Below are 26485 nucleotides of genomic sequence, written 5' to 3' on the forward strand. Positions count from 1 at the left end.
GTGCACCGATGCTGGGTAGTTGCCATTTTGCTTGTTGCTGGTCTAATGCTTGCAGGCTGCGGAAACCGAATTGAAATGAACGAATTAGGAATTACAACAGCAACCGGATTTGATGGGCAGCAGGGGGACTGGACAATTACTTACCAGGTCATCATTCCATCGGCAATGTCTTCCGGCGCAGGCGGATCATCCGGTGCAGGCGGATCTCAAGCCGCTGTGCATACCTTCTCGGCACATGGAAAAACCATCAGAGAGGCTGTAGCGGCCAGCACCCGGGAAAATCCGCGTAAGCTGTATTTTGCACATACCAATATTCTTATCATTGGCAAACAAGCAGCAAAAACCGGAATTGAAGAAATTCTAGACACTTATTATCGTAATCCTGATGCACGGGAAACAGTTAAAGTCTTAGTTGCCAATGGCGAAGCCAGAGATTATTTGAAGAAGCTGATCCCCCCGGAGAAGCTTCCCGGCAGAGCGTTATCCAACATCCTGCAAAAAAATGAGCAGTTAAGTTCGTATTACCCTTCGGTATCCGTACATGAATTGGCTCTGGGCATCAGTTCCGACAGCGGCGCTGCTGGAGTTCCAGAAGTATCTATTACAGGCACTGACAGCTCAAATTTAGAGTCGGCAAGTGTATTCCAACAGACCTCGGCCAGCAGCAAACTAAAGATTTCCGGGTTAAGCGTCTTCCAGAAAGCAAAAATGGTTGGAACACTGGACCAAAACGAGAGTGTGGGACTCTCCTGGCTAACCAACCGTATACATACGATCACTCTAAGCTATAAAAGTAAGGATGCCAATGTGTCCGCTTTCCTGATCCGAAAAGCAAAGGTAAAAGTTACACCGGTAAAAGGGCCTCTGCATTATACGATAAAAGTCAAGGCTAAAGTGGTTGTAGGTGAGATTTTGGGGACCACTACACCTGAAGATCTTTTAAAAACGCAAAGTATTGACAAGTTGGAGCAGCAGGCAGAGAAGATTATTGGCTCGCAAATCCTGGAAGGATGGAAAGCGGTACAGCATTTAAAAGTCGACCTTGCGGGAATCGGCAATAAAATACACCGTAAATCCCCCGAGGATTGGAAAAGTTTAAAAGAAACTTGGCCTGAGGAAATTGCTAACATGGACATTGACATCGATGTAGAAGTGAACCTGAAACGGCCCGGTTTATTTCAGAGTTCATTTAGCCGGCTGCTCGAATCCGAAGATGATTAATGACTACATAAACATAAACAGGAGATGAAATAAATGAGCCAAAGCAGTACAATTCGGGTATCGGAGCTGGTCATATGTATTTCGTTATTCGAGGTTGGCAGCACAACCTTATTTTTCATGGGGGGAGAGGCTAAGCAGGACGCCTGGTTAGCCATGCTGGTAGGGGCATTGGCCGGTCTGTTCGTGCTTCTAATACACTTGGGTATTCATCATCAGGAGCCCCTTTTAGATCTGTTCCTATTGTTTCGCCGTTATATGGGGAAATATCTCGGAACATTCCTGAACCTTCTGTTTGTGGGCTATTTCGTTTATGAAGTATCACGAAATTTACGCGATCTTGGCGAAATCACTATAATGACATTGTTAAACCAGACATCGCTATGGATTATCATGCTGATCGTCATCCTTGTTGTTTCCAATACCGTACGTTATGGATATAGAGTAATGTTTCTGATGTGCGTCATTCTTTTTCCCGTTGTGTTAGTTAGCTATGCCCTAATCAGTATTCTGATTCCTGTCACCGGCCTCTTCCATTTCCAATTTATGCTTCCAGTTTTGGAATCCGGGTGGAAGCCTGTTCTTAATGCGGCAATACCGGAGATTGTCTCTTTTCCGTTCGGACAGACTGTATTATTTCTAGTTTTTTATCCCTATGTCCATACAGGAAGAAAACTCAACAGAGCTGTGATTACCTGTTATGTCATTACGGCACTCTCACTGACATTTATTAATCAACTGAATATTTTTGTTTTGGGTCCAAAAATAGCAATGTATAGCACTTTGCCTCTACTGGAAACCGTGCAACTGATTGACTTTGCTGAAGTATTTGAGCGGATGGACGCACTGTTTACCTTGCTTCTCTTTCTTGGATTAATTGTTAAAATGACTGCTTTTTTTAATGGTGCCGTAATCGGACTCGAAAAAATAACCGGTGTTGGGTATAAAAAGTGGGTGTTGCCTGTCGCCATTCTAGTTTACGGATTATCCTTCTTATCTCCAAATTATACCCATCATATCGTTGCTGGCAGACAAATTGTTCTAAATTACATTTTTCCAGTTTTTCAGATCATTCTACCCTTATTGCTTCTTATCATAATCCTTATCAGAAAGCGAAAAAAGCGGACAAACCGTCCAGCTCATGAGAAAAGTTGAGGATCTAAATTTATATTTCCAAAAGGTCGCAGAAGAAGCAGCAGGCGATATTCACCAGCGGTCACCGGTACCTCTGTTCCGCCGCAGAACACCTGCGTTTTGACCGGATCGAGCAGAAGTGCTCCGCAGGTGAGGCGGGCTGACGCAGGGGCGGCGATTCCTGTCCGGCGCAGTACGGCCTGGATGCGGGAAAGTACCACACTAAGCTGAAACGGCTTAACGATATAATCATCAGCCCCCATATCCAGACCCTGCACGATATCATGCTCGTCATCCCGCACAGTCAGGAAGATTACCGGAATATCGGACATCTGTTTGACATAAGAGCAGAAATCATAGCCGTTGCCGTCAGGAAGATTCCAGTCCAGCAGGATCAGATCATGGGGGCTGGCGGTCAGCATATTTTTGGCGGTACTGACCCGATCGGCATGTTGAATACCAAAACCCTTTTGCAGCAGGAACACTTTAAGTCCAAAGGCAATAGTCTCGTCATCTTCAACGATCAGAATTTGTTGTTGTCTCATGTTTCTAGTATATCCATTTTAGTTTTTGGAAGGAAAGTATATCTTTAACTATACCTGCGATGATTACAATGCTGCCAATGCAGGTAATATATACAAATAAGCCTCTGCTAAAAGGTAAGCCAAACCACACGATATATACTATAAACCGATGATAGGGTGAGGAAGAATGAGAAAAACAATGATATTGACTCTATTGACCTGCAGTTTAGTATTTGCCGGTTGCAGTAATAATGCAGACAGCAAGGTAAATTCGGCAGAGCCGGATCAGACTGCTCAGCAAACAGTAACAGCAACGGCGCCGGCACCGGCAACAACACCAGAAGCAACCCCGGTAACAACCCCGGAAGCCACACCGGAGGAAACGTCGCCGGAAGCGTCGCCTGCAACCGGGCAGGAGCCTGCCGCCGGATCGATGAAGCAGGACTACTTGAAGAAGCTGGATAAGATTGAAGAGGGGCTTACGGATTTGCAGGCTTTATCTGATGAAGGGACAACGGCGGCGATGATCGAGGCTGCGGACAAGGAGTACGGACGGTGGGATGCGGCTCTAAATGAGATTTACCAGGTGCTCAAGCAGCAGCTCCCGAAAGATGAAATGGCCAAATTAAAAGAAAAGCAATTAAAATGGATCACAGAAAGAGATGAAACGGCGGCGAAGGCAGCGGCAGAATTTGAAGGCGGAACGATGGAGCCGCTGGAATATGCAGCGACCCAGTCAGGGGTCACGAAGGAAAGATGCTATGAGCTGGTTGAGCTGTATATGAAGTGAACAGGATACATCGCAAAAAAGACACCCCCGGGGTGTCTTTTTAATATTGTATGAAAATATATGAAGAAACGGATGTCGTTCTTTGTTAAAGAAGGCAAAGCTGGTTCTTCTTTATTCAGCCCCTAAGCTGCTAAACCCCACCGCCGCCCCCCATTAATCCCTTAAGCCCACTCATAAACGGTCTGATTGTCTTAATCATGCCGTAGCCCATCTTCATCACCGGCATAGCTTTCTGAATCATTCCGAAGAAGCGGAGTCCGCCGCCCATCAGTCCGCCCAGTCCGCCTAGCCCCCCGCCCAGTCCGGCAGCGCCGGCACCCGAGCCTCCGAGCAAGGATCCGAGCATCGGCAGAAATGCTGAGGTTGTGGCCTTTTGCGAACGGGAGGTGGAAGTTCTACGTGGTTTATGGCTACTGCGCTGTTTGGAGAGAATCAGCGCCCCCTGATCGAGTCCGGTTATCCATCCTACATAGGTACGCCCGTCATGCAGCGTAATGCAGACCTTTCGGCCTTTCAATCGTTTTGCCTGCTTGCGCACTCTTGCTGAATTGCCCATTTGCAGATCACCTCATTGTTCTATTTACTCCTATAGTACACAGAGGATTGGATACGGCTTGTGCTAGTTCCACGAGTATGGCAAAAAAAGTTGAGAAATAACCGCCTAATGAGGTAGTATAGCTATATGGTATTTATTTTTATAAACTGATTCATATTTATATTGAATAAAAGGTTAGGAGAGACCCTAATGACTAATTTCCGCGATCAAATCATTGCACATTACAAATTCGAGGATGCAGACCATATCGCTAAAGACAGCTCTGGACAAGGGCGGAACGGAGAGGCCTTCGGCAAGGTAGCACCGGTAATCTCCGAGGTGAGCGGCAGAGTGGCTGCAACATTTGCGGGTGGCGATGCAGGAACCTCGTATGTCCGGCTTCCGGCGGACTTGCTTCAAGATGTAAGCGACAACACGGGGATAACCGTTGCTGCATGGGTGAACTTTGCCAAGGGTGCTAACGTATGGGAGCGGATCTTTGACTTTGGCAAAGGGGAGAAAGGGCCTTATCTGTTCCTGACACGTAATTTGCGCGGTACTCTGTCTGCCCACGGCGATCTGGCCGTTGATCCGGGCAGAGGATTTGCCGGGGGCGAGTGGATGCACATTGCCATGTCGGTAACGGGTACGCAAGGCGGCACTTTAAGCAGTGCGGGTCCGGTGGTGTATGTGAACGGTGAAGCCGTGGCCGACGGCTCGATCAGCCAGACCTCCAGCGGCAACTATGCCCAGCTGCGCAGATGGTTTGCGACCTTTACGGATTCGGACAACTACAGCAGCAACTTTATCGGCCGTTCGCAGTTTGCTGCGGATGCAGACTTTGCCGGCTCGCTCTCGGATATGCGGATTTATAAAGCGGGTTTGTCGATGGACGAGGTCATTGAGGTGATGTGCGATTCTTTGAGTAATGAAGAGATCGTAAGGCTGGCCAGAGACAAGTATCTTGCCTTCCCCACGACCATAATCACTAAGGACTTGTCACTGCCGGCTTCGCTGATGGGCGGAAAAGTTGAAGTGAGCTGGAAATCTAGCCAGCCTGCGGCGCTTCTGGATAATGGACAGGTTCAGGAAATAAGCTCTGCTCAAGCGGCAACCCTTACCGCAGTTCTGACCCGGGGGCCTGTCTCTATGGAAAAAAGCTTCGACGTCTCAGTGCTGCCGCAGGACCTGCCTCCATATACACTGACCATCCATGGGAATAAGGAAATCCTCGATGTCAGCGAGGTGATGTACGGCTTGTTCTATGAAGACATTAACAACGCAGCGGACGGCGGAATTTATGCTGAGCTGGTGCAGAACCGCTCGTTCGAATCTTTTGCTTTTGATACCTATTCCCATACTTCCGGGGAATGCGGCTGCTCCACCGGCCGGAACCGCGAGCCCTTATTCGCGTGGTCCGGAGATACCGGTAAGATGCTCCCGCAGCACAGCGGCGGACTAAATGAACATTTTGGCGTAAAGGACCCGGAAGTAAATGCTTATTATGTGACGGTGGCAGATGGCGCCGTGGTTCAGAACAAAGGGTTTGCTGATTCCAACGGAAATTGTGCCATGTCCATACTAACGGGCGCGAAGTACGATTTCACGATCTGGGCGAAGGCAGAGTCAGCCGGTACAATTACGCTGCAGCTTCAGGGAGCGGACGGGTCAGCGATCAGTGATTCCGTATTCGTGAAAGTGGAGGGCGGAAACACCTGGAAGAAGTATGGAGTGGATGCCAAGCTTGTGCTGACGGGTTCGGCTACGGCTCTTGGCCAGCTGGCGCTTGCTTTTTCGGGTGAAATTTCGATCGACATGGTGTCCCTGGTTCCGCAGGATGTATGGGGGGCAGGCGAGGAAGCGCACTCCCGGTCGGCTCACGCCAACTATACGGGCAACCCGAACTATCGGCTGAGAAAAGATCTGGTGAACGCGCTTGTCGGCATGCATCCGAAATTCCTGCGTTTCCCCGGCGGCTGCATCTCTGAAGGCTCATTTATTTGGGAGAATGTGTATGACTGGAAGGATTCCATCGGAGCGGTTGAGCTGCGCAAAGAAAATTACAACGTATGGGGCTACATGATGACTATGGGCCTCGGCTATATGGAATATTTCCAGCTGGCAGAAGACCTTAATGCAACTCCGCTTCCGGTGATGGCTTGCGGCGTGCTGTGCCAGGCGCGTTCGGACTACGCCCATCCGGCCGGAGGCGAATTACGGGAGTATTACATCAAGAACTTTACCGACCTGATCGACTTCGCCATCAGCATGGACTTCGAGAATAACGAATGGGCGGCCATGCGCAGCAAGATGGGCCATGAAGCTCCGTTTGATCTGCGCTATCTGGGCGTAGGCAACGAGAACTGGGGTACAGAGTTCTTCGCCAACTTTGAAGTGTTCAAGACATCAATAGATGCCTATATGGAGCAAAACTATCCGGGGCATGAGCTGCATATTATCTCCACGGTTGGCGCGCAAGCGGACGATGATGCGTACCAACAGGGCTGGAAGTTCCTGAGCGGCAATCTCAGCGGATCGGCTGAGGTGGCTTTTGCCGACGGGCATAAAGTAATTGAAGAAACGGTAACCTGGTACGGGCAGCAGAGCAACTACATGGACACGATTGCCGATGAGCATTACTACCGTTCCAATGACTATCTGCTTGCGAATGCCGACCGGTATAATTACTACTATAGAGCGTATAACGCTGACGGCAGCATCGACTGGAAGGAAACCTCCAAGGTATTTGTCGGGGAATATGCTTCTACGGACAAAAACACACTGGCTGGCGCAGTAGCAGAGGCAGCGGTTATGACCGGATTTGAAAACAATGCGGATGTCGTTCTGCTCGCCGCCTATGCGCCGCTGTTCAACAAGGTGCTGACGGACGGGACCTACCGCTGGACACCGGACTGCATCTGGTTCGACGATGAGACGGTGTGGTTCACCCCGAACTATTATGTGCAGCAGCTGTATGCCAAATATTTGGGCAATAAAGTACTGGCAACCTCCTTCTCCACGTATAGAAACGGCAAACCGGCAGCACTCCTTCCTCATGGCGGAATTGAAGTGGCGGCAGGCAATGCTGATATTCTGGTGAAGCGCGTGACCGTAACGTCGAACAAGGATGGCCGTGTGCTGCTTGATCAGGACTTTACACAGACGCTGGCTCCGGCTTGGCAGGCCATCCCCGGTTCCGCAGGGTATACCGTTCAGGCGGATAAAGGGCTTGTACTTAAGGCGCAGGCCAGCGGGCTGAACGGCCTGTACATCCTGAATGACAGCTGGACCGATTACAAGGTGGAGGTTGTTGCTTCGCGAATCGCGGGGGAGGACGGTTTCTACGTGGGCGCAGGGCTGACTGACATTTCACCGGAGAACAAGGACGTCCTCGAATATGCTATCAGCTATGGCGGCAATGCTACCGGTGTGAAGGTGTACAAGCAAGGTGTGGAAGCCTATACCTTGGGCGACTACTCTTCCAGCACGGCGGCAGGCAATCTTAGAGCAGCCAGCTATGAAGAGATTTCCGACAACACGGAATACACGATTACAGTGAATTACGGTGGTGAAACCGGAGAGAGCCTGATCTGTTCGTATACGGACGGCAGAGCAGCCAGCAAGGTGCTGGACTACAAGCTGGAGGCCTACAACAGAGAGATCTTCAACTCGGTTACAAAAGACGCGAAGCATGTGTATGTAAAGCTTGTGAATGCCGATGATGTAGACAAAATAACGCAGCTGCAGCTTGAAGATTTGAAGGTCGAGGCAGCCGCGAAGCTGATCACCCTGACCGGCGAAGCCCAGCTTGTACATGTGCCTAATGTAAACCAGAAGAACAATGAGCGAATCGTGCCTGACGAGCGGGAGATTACACTGAACAGCAGCAATATTGTTCTTAATCTGCCTGCTAACTCGGTGAATGTGCTGGTGCTGGATCTTAAGGCATAAAGAAGCGTCTGCTCTGTACAATGCAGGCTTTCGCCAGGATTTGCCCACGTGATCCTCAAATAAGCTGAACAAAAGAACCTGTCACCCAGTTCAAGGGCCACAGGTTCTTTTATCATTTGTTCCTATACTTCTATTTATGAAGAAAGTCTTTAAGCCTCTGCATGGCGCTGGCTGTTCTCCAGTATCTCTTTAGCCAGCTCATCTCCACGGTGTTCGAGCATGCTTACGGTTTGCAGTAGCTCCGCCTGCCGGCTTCGGTGCTCATTCGTCCAGAACGGGCGGGGGGAAACGCCCGGCTCTATAGAAGCTGGATCGGTCATTTCCTTGTAAAAACCTTCAAGTAAGGCGTCGATCTGTTCATACACCCCGGCCATCTCAGCCAGCGCGCCGGCTTCGGCAGGATGCTGCAGCAGCGGCAGCGATGCTTTTAAGTAAGCTGCGGCGCTTCTACGGGCATCGGTTAGTGCCATCATGCAAAAGTAGTTTACGCCGAACCTGCGTCCAAAATCAGAGGTTTCTGCATCTTGGTACCACCGGCTGCTGAGCAGACCTTCGCACCAGGTATCAAAAGCCTTATAGCCGAGCCGGTACCCTCTATTGTCATCGGCCCTCATAGAGTCCAGCTTGACCCTGAGCGAAGCATAGAAGTTGTCCAGAGCTGACGGTATATGAGCCTGGCTGTCAAAGCGCATTAGCATATAAGGCCAATGGTCCACATATAAATAGCCCTTGCTGACCCTCATATCGCTCTGGAACTCTGGATCGTCGTGCAGACCCTCGAAGGTTTCCCCGTCAAAATAGCTGCGGCACAGCAGGGTATCCCCATTGTCCAAGTACCCTGTAATTACGCCCCACTCGGGGGCAACCCTGAGGTTGATCGCTATCGGCAGCTGATGCTTCCGAATGCTGTCCATTAGTTTTTGCTTCTCCTGTTTGCGTTCTTCCGGTGTAAGCCGGTTCGCCCGGCTGGCTGTAAGACCATAGGCTTTATGGGCAGCAGCTGAATAATCATAGGCTACGAGCGCATCGGCTGAGCTATAATCCCACACAGGTGTAAAAGAAATTCTCCAGCATGCCCCGGACACCCCCATTACCTGCTCATAGGTAGTCTCAATCCCCCTTGTGCTCAAAGACAGATAGAAGGCTCCTGCCCATGAACAGTCCATTCCTTGGCCGAAGCCAAGTCGGCCTACATTCTCAACAATATAATGCTGCCGGGACGGTTGGATGGCAAAGAGGCGGGTCCGGTCCGGGCTGTAGTGAATCTGCTCACCTTCGGCACAGCTTACCGCATGAATACCCTCGGCATTCAAGTAGAGGAGCAGCAGATAATCGTTGCCCTCATTGTCGATAAGGCTTGGGAAAAGCTCGTGGCTGACCGTGAAATGCTCCCACTGAAAGAACTCATAATGCTGCATCTTCTTCAAAACATTCCGGTGGATCAGCTCATTTCCATAGGAGGCGTACACAAATTCCAGTCCGCTTTTGCCGGAGGTATACCCTTTGGAATGGACATCAATCGTCAGAAGCTGTTCTTTCAGCGCATAGGCTGAATAGATTCCCGCAGGCGTCTCATATCTGAGAATCAGCACCTTGGAGCGGTCGCCGGACAGACAGCCGGGAAAGATATGATCGCTGACGGTGAAGGACAGTTTGTTGCCGGCCACGAACTGGTTCACAAAGTGGGTGACATCATGGGAATCCCGGCCGTCTGTGTATACGGCGGAAAGTACGACTAATTCCTGGGGCAGCAAAATGCCGTCAATGGGGTGGCCCAGTACACTGGACAGCAAAGGAAGGGTGGCGGTTTCGGGCAGGGACTTCCCTGTTTCCCATTTGGAGACGGCTTGAGCCGTGACATTGAGCTGTTCGGCCAATTGTTCTTGGGACAGCTGTTTTTCTTTACGGAGCATGGCGATGCGTTTGCCGACTTTTTCGCTACTGATCATAATTACCTCTCCCGAAATTGAATTCGACGTCGTAATTTCATTATAATCCCGGACTATGGAATAACCATGGATTCAAGGAGGGGAGAGGGGCAGCGTTTTCCAACCGGCAGTTGAGCCGGACGACAGTCATGGGCATTTTTCCAGAATAATCAGCTCCCCGTCCCATTCAGGAACAGAAGAGGTAACTTCTTCAAAATGCTCACATGTAAATGAATTTAGAGGAGATGCGTAACGTTCGCAATTTTTTTTTTGAAAAACTTTTGCATGTTTGGTTGCGTCTATTATAAATGAGTCTAAAAAATGGGAGGTATGTAGAAATATGAAAAAAATGATAAGTATTTTATTAGTAATGTGTTTAGTATTTTTGTGTAGTTCAATACCAATATATGCAAAATCACCGGTTACTCTTATTATCAATAGTGAAGTAGTCAGTTCAGATTCACCACCTGTCATAATTAATGGAATAACCATGGTCTCATTAGATTCCCTGAGAAAGTTAAATCTTAATTTGAATTGGAATTCAATAAATAAAACAGTTACTGTAACAACAAAAGTGAACCAGGATAAGTTAGTTCTTAAAGCAGGAGAAAAAGAGGTTACGTATGGAGGGAATACAATAAAATTGGAGTCCTCTGTTCAAGTCAAAAATAATCGGATTATGGTCCCTTTACGTTTCATTAGTGAAGCTTTTAAAGCAGAGGTGAAATGGGTTAAAGATGCAAATGAAATAATTATTCATAGTTGGGATAAGATAAATACCTATTCTACCTTATATCAGGGCGATGATTTACTCGCTGCTCGTAAAATTGCCCTGTCTCTTCCTTTGATTGGAGAAAATAAACTATCCTCAAGTAAAGAAATGTCATCCCATCAGTTGTATTTCCCTGAAGGTGAGGTCTTGCGATACTACCACGTATGGGGAAATTTAGTTTCCTATTATGAGATTAAAAATGATCTAACCTATTTAGTTTGGGAGGGAGTAGAGGAAGTAGGCAAATCAGGTGTGTATTCAAAAGAGTATGGAAAGCGACCTGAACCAGAAAAAAATGAGGTTTACTTTGATCTTGCGAGAGATTCAAAAGATGTAACCTATGGTAGAGTGGATTCAAAAGATGTTTTAAGGAGCATGCGAGACGATAGTTCAAATCTTTTAGTTGGAATGCTTCAATCCATTCCTGATGAAGTTCGAACGGATAAAGTTGTGAATTAGACAGGGTCTACTTTCTCTTTATTTAGCTTTACTTTAAACTGAAGTATTTTTAAATGGTTATATCAACTAAAAAGTAAAGGGTGGATTAAATTGAAAAAAACATTAATTTCAATTCTTAGCACTTTCTTTATTTTATTTTCATTAAACAGTATAGCTAGTGCAGCAAAGCCTATTCAGTTAAATGTAGATGGAAGCTTTTTAACTGATTTGGCTGCACCTTTGATTAAAAACAGTATTAGTTACGTTCCTATTCGTACCGTTCAATCTTTGGGTTACAAGGTGAATTGGGACAGCAGGTCCAAAACAGTATTAATTATTAACAAGGCCACCTCTGATAGATTGAGTCTTGTCATAAACAGTGATGTTGCGATGATGAATGACAAAAAACTAGACTTGGATAGGCCTCCTCTTGTGAAGGGGAACACAGTTTATGTTCCTCTGCGATTCATCAGCGAAAATTTCGGAGTGCTTGTCGATTGGGATTCAAAAAATAACGGTATTGTGCTTGTTTCTCCAGATCCTGAAACTCAAACCCAGATAAAAAGCGGCGATCTGGCTAAAGCCAGATTAGCTGTTACTGGGATGCCAAGGGTTCAATTTTATATATCCACTGTGCGTCCGGAAAGTCATAGTTACAGCTATATTTTTAATGAAAAAGACTATTCTAAGTTCTATTTCATTTTGTATACTAGCATTTACTATTACGAGATGAAAAACGGATATATGAGCCTTGTCTGGGAAGGTCAAATGGTGGCTTCAAATCAGAAGAACTCGTCTAGTCCGTTGGCTAAATTTTTAGATACAGGCATAGATACTCTTTGGGGTGTGCAGCCTAAATTAATGTCTCGGCTAATCTATTTTAATGATGAAAAGTTTGTTTACGATAAAGGAGAGTATGGGATTATTGGTATGGATGGATCGGCAGAGTTCTCTCATACAGTTGCAAATCCTAAACAATTGAGCGATATTATTATTAATTTTCCGGAAGAAAATTAAGATAACCGGGAACTCGGTAATTTCGAGTCCCCGATTTCTTCAGTAGTCAGCCCTTCTCTTTGAGCGCTTGTATAAGGTCGCGGACACTTTCTTTTAACTCTTGGACATTGGTTTTTAAATCATCAATGGTCTTGCGGTAACTGACCATTAGATAAAAAGCCATTGCTGCCCGACCCCTACATTGGATATGGCCTGAATCCAAATAGAACTGTTCTCCATAACTAAACCCCTCCAGAAAGAGCCTGGGAACGGACTATGGAATAACCATGAATTCAAGGAGGGGAGAGGGGCAGCGTTTTCCAACCGGCAGTTGAGCCGGACGACAGTCATGGGCATTTTTCCAGAATAATCAGCTCCCCGTCCCATTCAGGAACAAACAGCTGACCGTCATAATAATCGAGGCTGCATATTCTCGGTAGCTGAAGGCTGAAGGGATTGGGAGTATCCAGAACATGCTCCGTTGGAGAAGCGATGTGCGGGGTTCCGGCAATGGTGGTGATGATCCCGGAGCTATGGTCAACCCTGCGGACGACATGATTTTGCGTGTCTCCGATATACAGATTGGAGGCTTCGTCGAGAGATAGTGACCATGGCCCGTCAAAATGTTCTCCGCTGCTTGAACCGAAGGTAGCCTGGAGCGCAGATCCTCCATCTCCGGTGTAACCGCCACTTCCCGTTCCCGCAATCACCGTGACTTCTTCATTAACGGGATCAATCTTGCGCACACAGTAGTTTTTGCTGTCCAGCACATACAGGTTTCCATCCGCTCCCCGTCTTAAGTCATAAATCCAGTTAAACTGCACCTGTGTAAAAGATACTGTGCCCGCCTGAAATCCCGGTTCACCCGTTCCTAGCGTAGTCATTAAATTACCTTTCAGATCAAATTTATGGATCCGGCATCCGGTCACTTCATTAATCCACAAGAAGCCGGCAGAATCATACTCACAATTCCCAATATCCTTAAATCCACAAGCCGCTCCATCTATCAGCAACCGGGCTTCTCCGGCAGCAGGGTTAATTGCGAATACTTTGTTATTCCCGCTGCTGGCGACGATAACGGTCTCCTTATCCGGAAAGGTAATATAAGTAGGGTTGAGGATATCCGCATAGATATGCCTAACATGTTCTCTGACGATCTGATTTCCGGCCGTCCAGTTCAGAGTGTCCGTATCCGCCGCGATTTCCCCAACCCAGTGTGTATCATGGTCTAGAATATACCGGGTCCCTTGTGGATTATGAAAGCCAAAGTGGCAGTAGCCGTCGATAAGCTTCCGTTCTTTTCCGAAATGCAGCCGTTCTTTAATTCTCCAGTTCATCCAATCACCCCCGCTTCTTGGGTTTTTTCTTGATCAGGATCATTTGCTCAATATCTTTAAGTTCATCTATAGAATGCACTTTAATCCATAGCCATCGTCCATCGTGGAATTGAGCAGCAGCTTCATACACCGATTTGAAATATGCCCCGAACTCTTCCATTCTAGCCGTGTACGCTTCGATCTCCTTTTTCCCGAGTACAAGCAGAACGGTAAAGCCCTCTTTTTCCGGAAACATAGCAAATAAGGTCTTCCCGCTCCTGCGGTATCTCACATTCCAGCCATAATTTTTTCCGCCAAAATTGAGTTCTGGCTGGTGATCGTAGTTTTGCTCGGCAAAGCGGCTGAGTTCGATCCATGCTTGCTTGGCCTCTGCGCCAAGAAACGTATAGATCTGTTCTTCCGTAGGAACAACTTCTTTATCACATAATCGCTGGCTATTCACTCTGACTCCTCCTTAATTTGTTCTACTAAGGCCGCAAACCACGAGTCTAGTTCCTCCGGTTGAATGGATAGAAGTTTGTGCTTATCTACAATGATTTGGTCTTTCGTGACGGAGGTAAAGCGGACAAAAGGTTCTCGCGACAACATGGATAAACCCATGCGATCCGTCCATTCCTTGATGGGGAGACTGTCTTTAGGCAGCAGAAATTTCAGCAGATCATAGAAGGTTTTGTGCATTACATTCAAGTTGTAGCCCGGACATTCCTTACTGATGATATAAGAATCGACTTCCCGCCAAAGATGCTCGATTATGGCTTGTCTTACAATCAGACTATCCTTGGAGAGGTCCCCGGTGCTCATCATCTCCTTGAGTCTTGTTTCCCAGCAGTCCGGAGTCCATGGCAGCGTTCTGCTCATGTGGACCAGCCATTTCTCATGCGGCACATATTCATGGTTGGCAATAAATAAGGCCTCCAGCAAGCGGATCGCTGCCATATTGAGCATGGAGTGGCCCTGCACGGGATCACCTCTGTGAATCCAGATATCCCCGGCCAGCCGAAAATACCACCAGCAATTGAATAACAAGCCTTCGGCATGCAGCGGCTCTGGTGTATGCGCCAGCTTTTCTGACATCATTTTGGCGATTTGCCCCGTGGGATCGTACAGGACTTTTGCATAGGATAAATCCCACAGCGCCACGCTCTCCCATGACCGCTGCTGCTCTTCTTCCAGATCTGAGATCTTGATGTCATACAGATAGCTGCCGATCCTGGTAATACCTAGGGGGATAGGGGATTGCCCACTGTTCCACAGCTCATACGGGGAGGACTCCAAGTAGAAAACCAAATCTATCTCCGATAACTCGTCGGCATACCCGCGGGATAATCCGCCGTTCAAGGTGATGCCCAGAACGCCGTCCAAAGATTCAAAATCCTTCATTCTGCTATCCAGTTCCGCAAGGAACAAATGAAGCTTGTTGGTGCTTGTTGCCGTTACATAAGGCCTGCTCATACAGAATCACCTCGTTATTGATCTGTGACCGAATGGGAAATCGTTAGTAATAATATATAGCTATGAAAGCGGTCCACCTATGATATTAGTCTTAAACGCCAAAATTTAAATGCTAAATAAAAATTAACTTGCCCTCTTGTTAAAATCATGATATATTAATTCCTGCACTGCAATAAACAATACTTTGCGGTCATGGCGGAATTGGCAGACGCGCTGGCTTCAGGTGCCAGTGGTAGCAATATCGTGGAGGTTCGAGTCCTCTTGACCGCATACCAACAAAGAAAGCTTCTGAATTGTCCCTACGGACAGCTCAGGAGCTTTTTTTCATTGGGTTCAGCTGCTCAAATGAGCTTCAGCTGAGTAGGACAACAGGGTTGAGCTTGGACTGGGCGTGGCCTGATGCTTACGGAACGCGGACGGAGACATGCCGCTAAGCTTATTGAATACGCGGTTGAACTGGGAGAAGCTGTTGAATCCGCACTGCTCGGCGATGTCGGAAATCATCTGCCGGGTGATGATCAGCAATTAAATGAAGAGACTGCTTCACCCGCTGCATCATACGAGGGGGGAGCAGTCTCTTCTGAGTTAGGGGAGGAGTTGCTTATTGCGCCGGAGCGGGAACCGCTGCGGAGGGGAAGAAGTTGGGCAGATACTCCTTATTCGCTTCCAGCATTTCATCAAGCATAGCAATAGCTACCTCGACCGAAGGGACCAGCGGATGGTGAGCCATCGCCTGAATAGCCAGGCTACGGTCACCGCTTACGGCGGCATCAATTGCAAGCTGCTCGTAGGTTTTGACGGCATGGATGAGCCCTTTGGCCATCTGCGGAATTCTGGTCAGCGGCAGCGGCAGCGGTCCGGTCTTGGTCACGACACAGTTGACCTCGATACTGGCATCCTCCGGAAGAAAGTCAAGGATACCGCGGTTGGCGACATTAAGGGTCTGGATGTCATTCGTGCCGTTGTGCAGCGAACGCATCAGGTTCACCGCCGCCTCGGAATAAAAGGATCCGCCGCGCTGCTCCAGCTGCTTCGGCTTCTCCTTCAGCTCCAGATTGCTGTAGATCTCAAACAGCTCTTCTTCCACACGTTTGACCACTTCGGCGCGATTCCCGCCTTCCTTGAACGATTCCTGCTGCTCTTCAAGCATCGCATCGGTCATATAGAAATATTTCAGATAATAAGAGGGCACGGCGCGCAGCGATTGCAGGAACTCGGGATTCCACTCCCGTGCGGGCACATTCTTTGCACTGTAGCCGGCGGTGTCGGCCAGCATGTCATCCAGCATGTCTTCGCCTTCGACATCAATGCGGGTGATCCAGTGCAGATGATTCAGGCCGACAAATTCGGCATAGATCCGGTCAGGTGCGGCGTTATATTTGGCCGATACCTCCTTGATCAGCCCGATGGGGGCATTGCAGAGGCCGATGCTCTTCACGTTCGAATATCTCAGTACGGCTTCGGTCACCATTCCTGCCGGGTTGGTGAAATTCAGCAGCCAGGCGTCAGGTGCTAGCTCTTCGATATCCCGGCAGATGTCCAGGATGACGGGGATCGTGCGCAGCGCTTTCAGCATTCCGCCGGGGCCGGTCGTTTCCTGGCCGATGACGCCATATTTCAGCGGTATGGATTCGTCGCGTCCCCGGGCATCCAGCATGCCGACGCGGATTTGTGTGCTGACGAAATCCGCGCCTTCTATGGCTTTGCGGCGGTCGGTGGTGAGGTGGACTTCAATCGGCAGGCCGGACTTTTCGACCATGCGTTTAGCCAGACTGCCGACAATATTCAGCTTGCGTTGTCCTTGTTCAATATCCACGAGCCAGAGCTCGCGGACGGGGAGCTCCTTGTAATGCAGAATGAATCCTTCTACCAGTTCCGGTGTATACGAAGAGCCTCCGCCGATAACGGCGATTTTCAGTCCTTGCTTAGCTGTCAAGATAAATCACTCCTGTCCTGTTGTGATAGGGATAAGATCGAAATCCTGAAACGCACGCATCTTCTCATAAATATCGCTGGTAATGGTGAGGCCGTCACTTTCCAGGGCTGACCAGACAGCACCGACCACAGGCTCAGTGGATAAGGTGACTACAGCGGCAAGCGGAGCTGCTTCTTGTACAGCCTGGCTGATAGGTCCGCGGATCCAGCCGCGGTCGCCCCGGGTGAGCAGGCTTCCGACAAGCACTACGTCGAAGGTGTCCTTCTCCATGCCCAGCTTGTGAATGACTGCTGCGGCAGCTTTGCCCAGCTCCATGCCTTGGTGCTGCAGAATCGCTAGCGCCGCAGCATCTCCTTCGGCGGCCGCCGGGAATAACAGGCGGGCAGCGTCAAGTGGCACATGCTTGCCGTGATCAAGAAAGTCATTGTACATATCATCCACCCACTCATAGCCGAGCAGCTTCAGCAGCGGCGCAGTCAGAAGGGTGGGGGATTCCCGGCCGTCCCAGGCGCGGATAACGGTGCGGAACACTTCGATATTCAGCGAGCCGCCGCCGCCGAAATCGCCGTACATATAATCGAAGCCGCCGCATTGATAATGCTGGCCCTGCGGATTGCGTCCGGCGGCGTTGGTGCCTGTGCCGCAGATCAGCGCGACCCCGTAAGGCCGGCCCGTACCCGCCCTTAGTCCAATCATCGGGTCGCCGCTGAGTGTATAATTTGTAAATCCGATCCCGCGTATCATCGGGTGGAGGATATCATAATCCGTCTTCCGGTCGGCGCCGGCAAGCCCGAGATAAGCATGCTTGATATCGCCTAGCTGCAGCCCGGCTTCCGCCAGTGCGGCGAAGGAGGCTTCGCGAATGCTCGCAGCGGCTTCCGTAGCGCTAATCTGGTGATTGCCGTTGCCGCTCCTGCCCTTGCCAAGCACATTGCCGTGCTCATCGCAGAGCAGGGCATAGGTTTTGCTTCCTCCCCCATCGATCCCCAAGTAGTAAGTCAATGGTCGTCACTCCTAAAGTTTTGTGAGCATCACGTCTCAGAATCTCTTCGTACAAAACTGGCTTCGAAAGCCCGCAGGCGGAATGATTGCAGGTGCGGTTCTACCTGGAAGAGGTGGAGTCACGTACAATCAGCTCCGGATCAATCCGGATGTTAGCACCGCGTTTCATATTTCCGTTGATGCGTCTGAGCAGCATATCGGCAGCGGCAAGCCCGATCTTATCCGCCGGCTGGCGCAAAGTTGTCAGATGCGGGCGCAGCTGTGAGGCGATATAGTGGTCGTCATATCCGACGATGGCTACCTCTTCCGGCACAGAGATGCCGGCCTCCATCAGCGCGTTGATCAATCCCAACGCGATATTGTCATCCCCGGCGAATACAGCCGTGGGCAGCTTGCCCGCCTGCAGCCAGCGTTTGCCGGTGTCATAGCCCATGCCGATATCGAAATCGCCATGGACAATCTCAAACGGCTCCAGCCCTTTCTCCTGCAGTGCCTGCAGGAAGCCGCCGCGCCGCTCCCGTGTGCTGCGGAACATCTCATTGCCGCAGAGGTGGGCGATGGAGGTATGGCCAAGCTCAAGCAGATGGCTGCCCGCCGCATAGCCGCCCTTGAAGTTATCAATGGTGATGGAATAGGCGTCATTCCCCTCCTGCTGATTATCAATCAGCACATAGGGGATTCCCCGCCGTTTCAATTCCACAATATAATTGTCTTCTTGCATCGGGGAGAGCAGAATCAGTCCATCTACCCGGTCCTCCTGAATCAGATAGTGGTTCTCATTGAAGTCGATGCCTGTCGAGATGGAGATGGCCAGGTAGTAGCCGTGCAGGGCAAGCACGTCATTCAGCTCCTTGACCACGGCATCGAAGAAGGAATCCTGCAGTGTCGTTACGATAAGGCCGATAATCCCGGTCTTGCCGCTGGCAAGGCTGCGCGCAGCCGCATTGGGCCGATAATCCAGCTCCTTGATTGCATCCAGCACCTTCTGGCGGTTATTCTCCCGCACCGTCCCGGCGCCATTCAGCACCCGGGAGACGGTGACAACGGACAATCCCGATTTTTTGGCTACATCAAAAATACTTACTTTCATCGCTAACGCTCCTTGCGGCGGATTTTCCGAAGCTTTATTCTATCTTTAGTATACAAGGCTTACGGAATATCCGCTAAACGTCTTATCTCTTAATAATTTCGGTAACTTTTTTCTGAATGACCGGCATCACCTCTTCAAGGGTTTTGTGTCCGGTCTCGACAGGCTGCAGCTCATTGATGAACATATCATTGATCTGCGAATATTTAGTGATGAGGTGGTTGTAGGATTCATAGCCATATTTAACAGCGCCTTCGTATACCTTCTTCACATCCTCGGGATCAATGCCGTCAAAATGTTTGTAGTAGGCTTCTGCTGCTTCGGTGTTCACAGGCGGGTTGCCGCCGCTCAGCTCAATCGATTTCTCCTGAACTTCAGTCGTCAGCAGGAATTTAATCCATTCAAAAGCTTCCTTCGGATGTTTGGAGTCCTTCAGAATCATTAGCGGGTCGACGAACAGGGTGCTGCGCACCTTGTCATTGCCGCCCCATGGCACTGCGGCCACGCCGATGTTGAACGGGAAATCATTGGCTCCCGCAAGGTTCCACGAGCCGCCGATCGACATGCCGATTTTGCCTGCAACGAATGGATCGCCGTTCTGGCCGGCTACGCTTTTGCTCCACTCGGAGTTCGGCGAGACTTTATCCTTGAAGATCAGATCGAACAGCTTTTGGTATGCGGCAATAACCTCCGGAGAATCGAAATGAGTTTCGGAAGGAACGCCCCCATTGGTCCAGGTGTCCTCGGAGTAAGGCTCCGCCCCAAAATACAGCGGCCGCATATCCCGCTCGGCCCAGGTAAAGTCGACACCGTATTGTGTTTTAGCGATATCGTCGGAGACGAGCGTCATTTTTTTTGCTTCCTCGACCATCTTTTCAAACGTCCAGCTCTTATCCTCATAGTCGCTTGGCGGATAGGACAGCTTCGCAGCATCGAACATATCTTTGTTATAGAGCATCAGGGTGACATACATATTGACCGGGATGCCGTAGGTACGGTTGTTTACGGTGTAGATCTTCATCAGGTTATCCGGTATGTGGTAATCTCCGGCTTTGAAGCCTTCCTCCGCGATCAGGCCGGTCAGATCAAGCAGCATGTCTTTGTTGTAATATTCTGCGAACCCGCCGTAGCCGTAGTGGCTGGTGACATCGGGAGATTTGCCTCCGGCAATCAGCGTCTGGAGCTTGCTGTCAAACTGCTCATACGGCGCTTTTTCCACCTTGACCTTGATGTTCGGGTGCTCCTTCTCGAAATCGGGAATCAGCTTCTCGATAAAGGTGCGGTCTTCCGAATCAATCGTGTAATGGGTAAGGGTCACTTGTTTCTCTGAACCGCCGGAGTCTCCGGTGTTTTTGTTTCCCGGGGCCACATTGCCTGCCGACTTGCCTCCTCCGCAGCCTGACAGCATCACCATCAAGGCCATGGACGCTGCAAGCAGCAGTGCGAATGACTTCCTTATACTGTTCCTTTTCATGAGCGAATCCCTCCATCATTTCAAGTATATTTGGCCGCCAAGAGTACAGCGGAGATTACTTGATGCCTGTCAGTACTATGCCTTCCACGAACTGCTTCTGGGCCACCGCGAACAGGGTGACGATTGGAACCATAGCCAGCACGGAGGCGACCATCAGCAGATGCCAAGGCGGGATGCGGAACCGCGACGAGGTAAGCGAGGCCATGCCGACCGGCAGTGTGAATTTGTCCGAAGAGCTTAAGTAGAGCACCGGTGTGAGCAGATCGTTCCAGCTGTAAATAAAAGCGAAGATGGCGACGGTCGCCAGTGCCGGTGCGGACAGCGGCAGCGCAATGGTACGCCACATCTTCAGTTCGCCGCAGCCGTCGATCCGTCCGGCGTCGAACAGCTCCTCGGGCAGCGTAGAGAAAAATTGCCGCAAGAGGAAGATGTTATAGGCGGAACCGAAGAATGCAGGCACGACAAGCGGCAGGAAGGTGTCGATCCAGTTCATTTTGGAGAAGAGCACGAACTGCGGGATCATGATCGCCGGATAAGGCAGCATCATCGTGCTCAGCAGCAGGGCGAACCAGAGCTGGTTGCCCCGGCCTCTGTATCTGGCGAAGCCGTAGGCCACCAGTGCCGAGGAGAGCAGGGTGCCAATGACGGTGAGTCCGGCGATGATCAGGCTGTTCTTATACAGTGTGCCGAACTGCAGCGTATCAAAAATCTCCGTGTAATTGCTCCAGGCCCAGCTCTCCGGGAGAAAGGTCGGCGGAAATTTCAGCATTTCCCGCTTCGATTTCAGGGAGGTCGAGACCATAAAGAAGAGCGGAAGCAGCATAAGGAAGGTTGTAATTAGCAAGGTAATGAAGCTAATGATCTTTACGGGATCTGCTTTCCGCCGGGAATGGGAAGTTGGCACCCGGGGGCTGGTGGCCTTGACGGTACTCATCGGCGTTCCCCTCCTTCGTAATGAACATAACGGTTGGACAGCTTCATAATGATGGCCGTGAACACCAGTACAACGATCAGCAGCACCCATGCAAGAGCTGACGAGTACCCTGCCCGGTATTCCTTAAAGGCGGTGTTGTACAGATTGTAAACATAGAACCAGGTGGAATAATTGGGACCGCCCTGCGTCATGACGAACGCTTGGGTAAAGACCTGGAAGGAGTCGATCAGGCCCATAATCAGCTGGAAGAGCAGCACGGGAGAGATCATCGGCAGCGTAATGTTCTTGAAAATTCTAAAGCGGCCCGCACCGTCCAGTCTGGCGGCTTCAATTAGGCTGGACGGCACGCCCTGCAGCCCTGCAAGGAAGAGAATCATACCGGATCCGGCTGTCCAGAAGGACATGATGATCAGGGCATATAGTGCGGTGTCCGGACTCATCAGCCAGGCCGGGCCGTGAATGCCAAACCAGGAGAGCATGTAGTTGAAGAGGCCAATCTGTGGATTGAAGATCCAGTACCAGAGTAGAGACATCGCGACGCCTGACACCATGCTGGGAAAATACATCGCTGTCCGGAAGAAGCCCCGCAGGGGAATCGTCTGGTGCAGCAGCAGCGCAAAGCCGAGAGCCAGCAGCATCTGTACCGGAACACTGATAAAGGTGTATCTAAGCGTGACCGTTACCGACTTCCAGAACAGATCATTGTGAAACATTTCAGTGTAGTTGGCCAGGCCGATAAATCTGGGAGGGTGAATAATGTCGTAATCGGTGAAGCTGTAGTAAAGCGATGACATGATGGGGTACAGCGCGAAGACCAGGAAACCGATAAGCCAGGGCGAAATAAACAGATACATGTAGAACGTCCGACGCCTGCTCTCACTCTTAATCACGGACACACCAACCTTTCGATCTTAAAAGTATAAGCGCTTTAACTTTTGTCGTAAATAAATGTCGTAAAAAGGCAATATTACTGTATTTATTATTTATAAAGTTTAATCGCTTTAACTTTTAAATCCACCTGATGACATTATCATAGTGGATGAACCGGAAATAATCAACCCTTATTTTATTGAATAAAGCGCTACCAGTCAAATAAAATAACATTTGGTATAGTTTTTTATATTTTGTTGCTGAAAAAACATGAGAATTTCATACGGATGTAAGGTTATATAACTCAACAGTGTGAATTGGGCTGGGTTTGTTTGATGCCGATTTGCTTTCCTGACTAGAATCCACTGCCAAAGTGGAGCTTTTATTCCATGGATTACTGATATTACTTCAAAAAAACAGGTACCCTCCTTATAAAAAGGACGGTACCTGTTACGTATCATTTCAAAATATAAGACTATAAATTATCCTTCTATTTCTCGCCGAAACGGATACCGTCCTGTAGAGGACGGCGAAGCCGTTTCCACTTGTTTACCGCGTGTTTCCGTTCCACTGCTCATCGCCTGAAAGATATTTCTCGGTCAATACGGACAACAACTCGATACCAACCTGATTCTGTCCGCCTTCAGGGATGATGAGGTCGGCGTATTTCTTGGAAGGCTCGATAAACGCCTCATGCATTGGCTTTACCGTCGTCAGATATTGCGTGTGGATGGAACGGATGGTCCGGCCGCGTTCTTCAATATCCCGCAGCACCCGGCGGAGAATACGCACATCCGGGTCTGTATCTACAAATACCTTGATGTTCAGCTGTTCCCGCAGCTTCTCATCGGAAAGCACATGCAGCCCTTCGAGAATAACAATGTTGTTGGGCGCAAGCTCAACCGTCTTGTCAGTGGAGCGGGCATGAACTGTGAAGTCATACACTGGAGCGTACGCAGCTTGTCCGGCCTTCAGACAATCCAGATGCTCAATCAACAGTTCCGTATCGAAGGCCAGCGGATGATCGTAATTGATTGCTCCGCGCTCAGCCATGCTGAGGTAAGAATGGTCTTTATAGTAGTTATCCTGAGATATGAACGTCACTTTGTCTGTTCCCAGACGGTCAATGACGGAGCGAGCTACTGTCGTTTTGCCGGAACCGGTCCCGCCGGCGATACCAATAATAAGCATGGTGTTTTAATAAACCTCCCTAAGCGATTGCCTTTGCAATTTCAATATTGTAGCACAGCGGTCAATTTATTTCATCTCGGTACGGGGAATAAAACGTGAACATTCAAAAAATTCAGGAGTTTTGGCCTGAAATGATATAATTTAAGGTATTCGATGCAGATGTAGGTATAGATGAAGGGAGAATTTACCGGGATGAGTGAGACAAAATCACTGCTTGAAGCCTTTAACGCCACGGCTATGAAGTTGGCCGGACACGGGAAACGCGACATTGAAGTGTTGAAAGAGGCCTTTGCCGGAGTGGATGGACAGACGGACAGCGATATTTACGGAGGGGGCAGGCTGATCGAGAATTTTCAGGCTGAAATGGCGGAAGTTCTCGGGAAGGAGACGGCGGTCTTTTTCCCCAGCGGAACCATGGCCCAGCAAATTGCTCTTAGAATCTGGTGCGACCGTAAGGGGATGAAGACGGTTGCGTATCATCCTTTATGCCATCTGGAGATTCATGAGCAGGACGGGCTTAAAGAGCTGCATCATATCGAGCCGCTGCTTCTTGCGGATAAGGACAACTTAATTACACTGGATGATGTGAAGAACATCGGAAGAGATATTGCTTGTCTGCTGCTGGAGCTGCCGCAGCGCGAAATCGGCGGCCAGCTGCCGGAGTATGCTGAGCTTGAAGCCATCTCCGCCTATTGCCGCGGGCAGGGCATTATCCTGCATCTCGATGGCGCGAGATTGTTTGAGGTGCTGCCGTATTACGGAAAGACGGCAGCTGAAGTCTGCAGTCTGTTTGACAGCGTATATATCTCCTTCTATAAAGGGATTGGCGGCATCGCCGGTGCCATTCTCGCGGGCAGCAGGGAGTTTACAGAGGAATCGAAGATCTGGAAACGGCGGCATGGCGGCGACTTGGTCAGCCTCTACCCGTACATTGTCCCGGCCCGCTATTATTACCGGCAGAGAGCCGGTAAGATGGGACAATACTATGAGGAGGCCAAGGAGCTTGCTGCTTTGTTGGGCGGCTGCCATAAGGTGTCCACGCTTCCGCAGCAGCCGGTCTCGAACATGTTCCATGTCCATTTTGCCATGGCCAAGGAGCAGCTTGAACCGATACTGGTTACAGTGTATGAGCAAACCGGAGTGGGGCTGACGTCTTCGCTGAGGGAAACAGGGGAAACCTCCTGCTTTTTTGAGATGCATATCGGTGACCGCTATGGCATTATCCCCAAAACAGAGCTTGGCGCAGCGGTTAAGCTGCTGGATCAGCTAATAAAGCAAGTGTGACAAAGTTCAAATGGCATCCTCCCGATGAAGGAGGGTGCTGTTTTTTGTCTTGCAATTGTTTGCTTTTGTCATTCTATAAAGGGTACTGGTTACACGGAAAAAAGACACCCCGCGAGGTGTCTGGTTACTACATTAGTATGGGTGCAGTCGAAGTTACCGGTTGAGCAGCGAGCGAACGAAGGATACCCGCAGCAGCTGTTTTTTCATCAGCTTGGTGCGGAACTGGCGTTTCAGCTGGCTGTAAGCTTTGGGAGAATGGCTGCTGGCCCAGCTGTACATGAACTTGAAGTCGGTATGACTTTTGGCCGAATTCATCAGGTAATAAGAGATCGTGTCATACACATTGTGATTGAACCATTCGTTCATTTCCTGCTTGTTGTAGCCGTAGCGTTCAATCGCCATATTGCGGATAAGCCGCTTCTCCTCCAGGTTCTCGATCAGGAACGACTGGCTGAGATGAAAGGTGATGTTATTGCCATGAATCCGGTACACCCCGGCCAAACAATCAATGAACCCGGCATCGCCGATCAGCAGGGCACGCAGGTAAATTGAGGCATCGTTGACCATGTTCATGTTCAGAATGTCCATGCTCATCAGCGCTTCGCGTTTGAAGACTGTGGTTAGTGTAGAGGCAGGCTTGGGATAACCCTTCTGCTCGAAATTCATGAAATAATCCTTTTTGCCGGTAATGCTGGCCAGCTGCAGGCTGGAGATCGTGAGCTTCCGGCTTTTGGAGTATTCCAGAAATACGTTTGCGGCCACAAATGATACCTCAGGATGCGTCAGGTGAAAATTCACAGCTCTGCTTAAATAACTGGAATCAATCAGATAGTCGTCATCATCGAGGAACAGAATATATTCACCGTCTCCATGAGCGGCAAAAGCCTTGCGCCGGTTATTCCCCGGCCCGCTGTTGGTTTCATTCTGCATGAAGATGACACGCGGGTCACCGCCAAAATTCGTGTGCATCATCTCGTCCGTGCCATCGCTGGAACAGTCGTCAATGACGGTAATTTCTTTATGGGGATAATCCTGCCGCAGAATGCTCTGAATCGCCTGATGCAGGAAGTCTTTTCTATTATAAGTAGTGATAATGACGCTGACCTTCGGATAAACAGCCGGATCGGCGGATTCAGGCAGCAGGTTCTCTGATTCCCCGGTTCCGCTGCTGAGTCTGGCAAGCTGCGTAAGCAGTCCCTCAATCGTATTCAATTCAATATGAAATTGGCGCAATAAATAGTACTCCAGCGCATCCTCAGCCGCTCTCCCCGCCAAATAAGCCTCGATCACTCCGGTCAAGGTTGCCAGATATTCCTGGATCGCGGGTGTGCTTTCCTTGCTGGTAATCTCCCGCCCCCGGCGTACAATGGCTTCGCGTGACAGCTCTTCGGCGGAGAAATGCTGAATATCGTCATGGAGCTGATGGAGTAATCGGTAGCCGGCCTGTTGCAATTCCTCGCTGTGATCCATATTCAGCCCTCCTCAAAGTTTTGTTAGCATCTGCTTCATTGATGTACTTCGTGCAAAACTTGCTATGGAAGCATATGCTTATGTTTTGTCATAAATATCGAACCGGAAGATAATCCTGCAGCGCCGCCGTCTGTATAAGTGTATTTAGTGCAACTATAGGGT

The 26485-nt window shown here is 49.5% G+C and carries 22 protein-coding genes and 1 tRNA gene; 8 read left to right on the plus strand and 15 right to left on the minus strand.

All coding sequences use genetic code 11. The annotated features are described in order from the left end of the window. Both MHI45_RS19860 and MHI45_RS19865 read left to right on the plus strand, forming a co-directional pair. Positions 1–1221, plus strand: coding sequence for a Ger(x)C family spore germination protein (locus MHI45_RS19860; protein WP_341119322.1), 1221 nt, complete (start codon positions 1–3; stop codon positions 1219–1221). Between the two features lie 33 nt (positions 1222–1254). Then, positions 1255–2373 (plus strand): GerAB/ArcD/ProY family transporter, encoded by a 1119-nt coding sequence (locus MHI45_RS19865; protein WP_341119323.1) that lies wholly within the window; start codon positions 1255–1257, stop codon positions 2371–2373. On the opposite strand, the gene MHI45_RS19870 is transcribed toward MHI45_RS19865, so the two are convergent. Then, positions 2358–2897, minus strand: a complete 540-nt coding sequence (locus MHI45_RS19870) for a response regulator transcription factor (protein ID WP_341119324.1) — start codon at positions 2895–2897, stop codon at positions 2358–2360. The two genes, MHI45_RS19865 and MHI45_RS19870, sit on opposite strands and share 16 nt — an antisense overlap. 166 nt (positions 2898–3063) lie before the next feature. On the opposite strand from MHI45_RS19870, the gene MHI45_RS19875 reads away from it, so the two are divergent. After that, the gene (locus MHI45_RS19875; protein WP_081965642.1) at positions 3064–3666 is read left to right on the plus strand and encodes a lysozyme inhibitor LprI family protein; all 603 of its coding nucleotides are present in this window, start codon (positions 3064–3066) and stop codon (positions 3664–3666) included. Between the two features lie 130 nt (positions 3667–3796). Here the strand turns inward: MHI45_RS19875 and MHI45_RS19880 are convergent, their stop codons facing one another. Further along, the gene (locus tag MHI45_RS19880; protein ID WP_038584778.1) at positions 3797–4222 is read right to left on the minus strand and encodes an LSm family protein; all 426 of its coding nucleotides are present in this window, start codon (positions 4220–4222) and stop codon (positions 3797–3799) included. Between the two features lie 189 nt (positions 4223–4411). Between MHI45_RS19880 and MHI45_RS19885 the strand changes: the two genes are divergently transcribed. Then, positions 4412–8152: an alpha-L-arabinofuranosidase C-terminal domain-containing protein gene (locus MHI45_RS19885; protein ID WP_341119325.1), complete on the plus strand. Its 3741-nt coding sequence runs from the start codon at positions 4412–4414 to the stop codon at positions 8150–8152. A gap of 149 nt (positions 8153–8301) precedes the next feature. Here the strand turns inward: MHI45_RS19885 and MHI45_RS19890 are convergent, their stop codons facing one another. Continuing rightward, entirely contained in the window at positions 8302–10101 is a 1800-nt protein-coding gene (locus tag MHI45_RS19890) for a helix-turn-helix transcriptional regulator (protein ID WP_341119326.1), read from the minus strand. Between the two features lie 319 nt (positions 10102–10420). On the opposite strand from MHI45_RS19890, the gene MHI45_RS19895 reads away from it, so the two are divergent. Both MHI45_RS19895 and MHI45_RS19900 read left to right on the plus strand, forming a co-directional pair. Next, positions 10421–11311, plus strand: a complete 891-nt coding sequence (locus tag MHI45_RS19895) for a copper amine oxidase N-terminal domain-containing protein (protein WP_076113429.1) — start codon at positions 10421–10423, stop codon at positions 11309–11311. 90 nt (positions 11312–11401) lie between these two features. Further along, positions 11402–12307, plus strand: a complete 906-nt coding sequence (locus MHI45_RS19900) for a copper amine oxidase N-terminal domain-containing protein (protein ID WP_076113428.1) — start codon at positions 11402–11404, stop codon at positions 12305–12307. 326 nt (positions 12308–12633) lie between these two features. Here the strand turns inward: MHI45_RS19900 and MHI45_RS19905 are convergent, their stop codons facing one another. From MHI45_RS19905 to MHI45_RS19915, 3 genes are read right to left on the minus strand one after another with little or no spacing between them, the layout of a single operon-like run. Next, positions 12634–13623 carry a hypothetical protein gene (locus MHI45_RS19905; RefSeq protein WP_076113427.1) on the minus strand — a complete coding sequence of 330 codons (990 nt, stop codon included), beginning with the start codon at positions 13621–13623 and terminating at the stop codon, positions 12634–12636. Positions 13624–13627: 4 nt separating this feature from the next. Beyond that, positions 13628–14065 (minus strand): DUF3788 domain-containing protein, encoded by a 438-nt coding sequence (locus MHI45_RS19910; RefSeq protein WP_076113426.1) that lies wholly within the window; start codon positions 14063–14065, stop codon positions 13628–13630. Further along, on the minus strand, positions 14062–15075 hold the full coding sequence (locus MHI45_RS19915) for a DUF4037 domain-containing protein (protein WP_076113425.1): 1014 nt from the start codon (positions 15073–15075) through the stop codon (positions 14062–14064). The genes MHI45_RS19910 and MHI45_RS19915 overlap by 4 nt, the downstream gene beginning before the upstream one ends. A 186-nt stretch (positions 15076–15261) precedes the next feature. Between MHI45_RS19915 and MHI45_RS19920 the strand changes: the two genes are divergently transcribed. Beyond that, positions 15262–15345, plus strand: a tRNA-Leu gene (locus tag MHI45_RS19920). A gap of 63 nt (positions 15346–15408) precedes the next feature. On the opposite strand, the gene MHI45_RS19925 is transcribed toward MHI45_RS19920, so the two are convergent. From MHI45_RS19925 to udk, 8 genes are all read right to left on the minus strand, one after another. Continuing rightward, positions 15409–15600, minus strand: a complete 192-nt coding sequence (locus tag MHI45_RS19925; protein ID WP_256718228.1) for a helix-turn-helix domain-containing protein — start codon at positions 15598–15600, stop codon at positions 15409–15411. 76 nt (positions 15601–15676) lie between these two features. Further along, a complete protein-coding gene (locus MHI45_RS19930) occupies positions 15677–17011 on the minus strand; it encodes a 6-phospho-beta-glucosidase (protein WP_076113424.1) in 1335 nt (444 codons plus the stop codon). Positions 17012–17017: 6 nt separating this feature from the next. Beyond that, positions 17018–18013 (minus strand): N-acetylglucosamine kinase, encoded by a 996-nt coding sequence (locus MHI45_RS19935; protein WP_076113423.1) that lies wholly within the window; start codon positions 18011–18013, stop codon positions 17018–17020. Positions 18014–18113: 100 nt separating this feature from the next. Beyond that, a complete protein-coding gene (locus MHI45_RS19940) occupies positions 18114–19103 on the minus strand; it encodes a LacI family DNA-binding transcriptional regulator (RefSeq protein WP_038584810.1) in 990 nt (329 codons plus the stop codon). 82 nt (positions 19104–19185) lie between these two features. Next, a complete protein-coding gene (locus tag MHI45_RS19945) occupies positions 19186–20574 on the minus strand; it encodes an ABC transporter substrate-binding protein (RefSeq protein WP_076113422.1) in 1389 nt (462 codons plus the stop codon). 55 nt (positions 20575–20629) lie between these two features. Further along, the gene (locus MHI45_RS19950; protein WP_076113421.1) at positions 20630–21508 is read right to left on the minus strand and encodes a carbohydrate ABC transporter permease; all 879 of its coding nucleotides are present in this window, start codon (positions 21506–21508) and stop codon (positions 20630–20632) included. Continuing rightward, entirely contained in the window at positions 21505–22362 is an 858-nt protein-coding gene (locus MHI45_RS19955; protein ID WP_340895418.1) for a carbohydrate ABC transporter permease, read from the minus strand. The genes MHI45_RS19950 and MHI45_RS19955 overlap by 4 nt, the downstream gene beginning before the upstream one ends. Before the next feature lie 565 nt (positions 22363–22927). Further along, positions 22928–23569: a uridine kinase gene (gene udk, locus MHI45_RS19960; protein ID WP_038584819.1), complete on the minus strand. Its 642-nt coding sequence runs from the start codon at positions 23567–23569 to the stop codon at positions 22928–22930. Between the two features lie 192 nt (positions 23570–23761). Between udk and MHI45_RS19965 the strand changes: the two genes are divergently transcribed. Next, positions 23762–24853: a threonine aldolase family protein gene (locus tag MHI45_RS19965; RefSeq protein WP_340895417.1), complete on the plus strand. Its 1092-nt coding sequence runs from the start codon at positions 23762–23764 to the stop codon at positions 24851–24853. Between the two features lie 153 nt (positions 24854–25006). On the opposite strand, the gene MHI45_RS19970 is transcribed toward MHI45_RS19965, so the two are convergent. Continuing rightward, positions 25007–26323 carry a glycosyltransferase family 2 protein gene (locus MHI45_RS19970; protein ID WP_340895415.1) on the minus strand — a complete coding sequence of 439 codons (1317 nt, stop codon included), beginning with the start codon at positions 26321–26323 and terminating at the stop codon, positions 25007–25009. Between the last annotated feature and the right edge of the window lie 162 nt (positions 26324–26485).

The organism is Paenibacillus sp. FSL H3-0321 (genome assembly GCF_038002865.1).
Lineage (GTDB): Bacteria > Bacillota > Bacilli > Paenibacillales > Paenibacillaceae > Paenibacillus_AQ.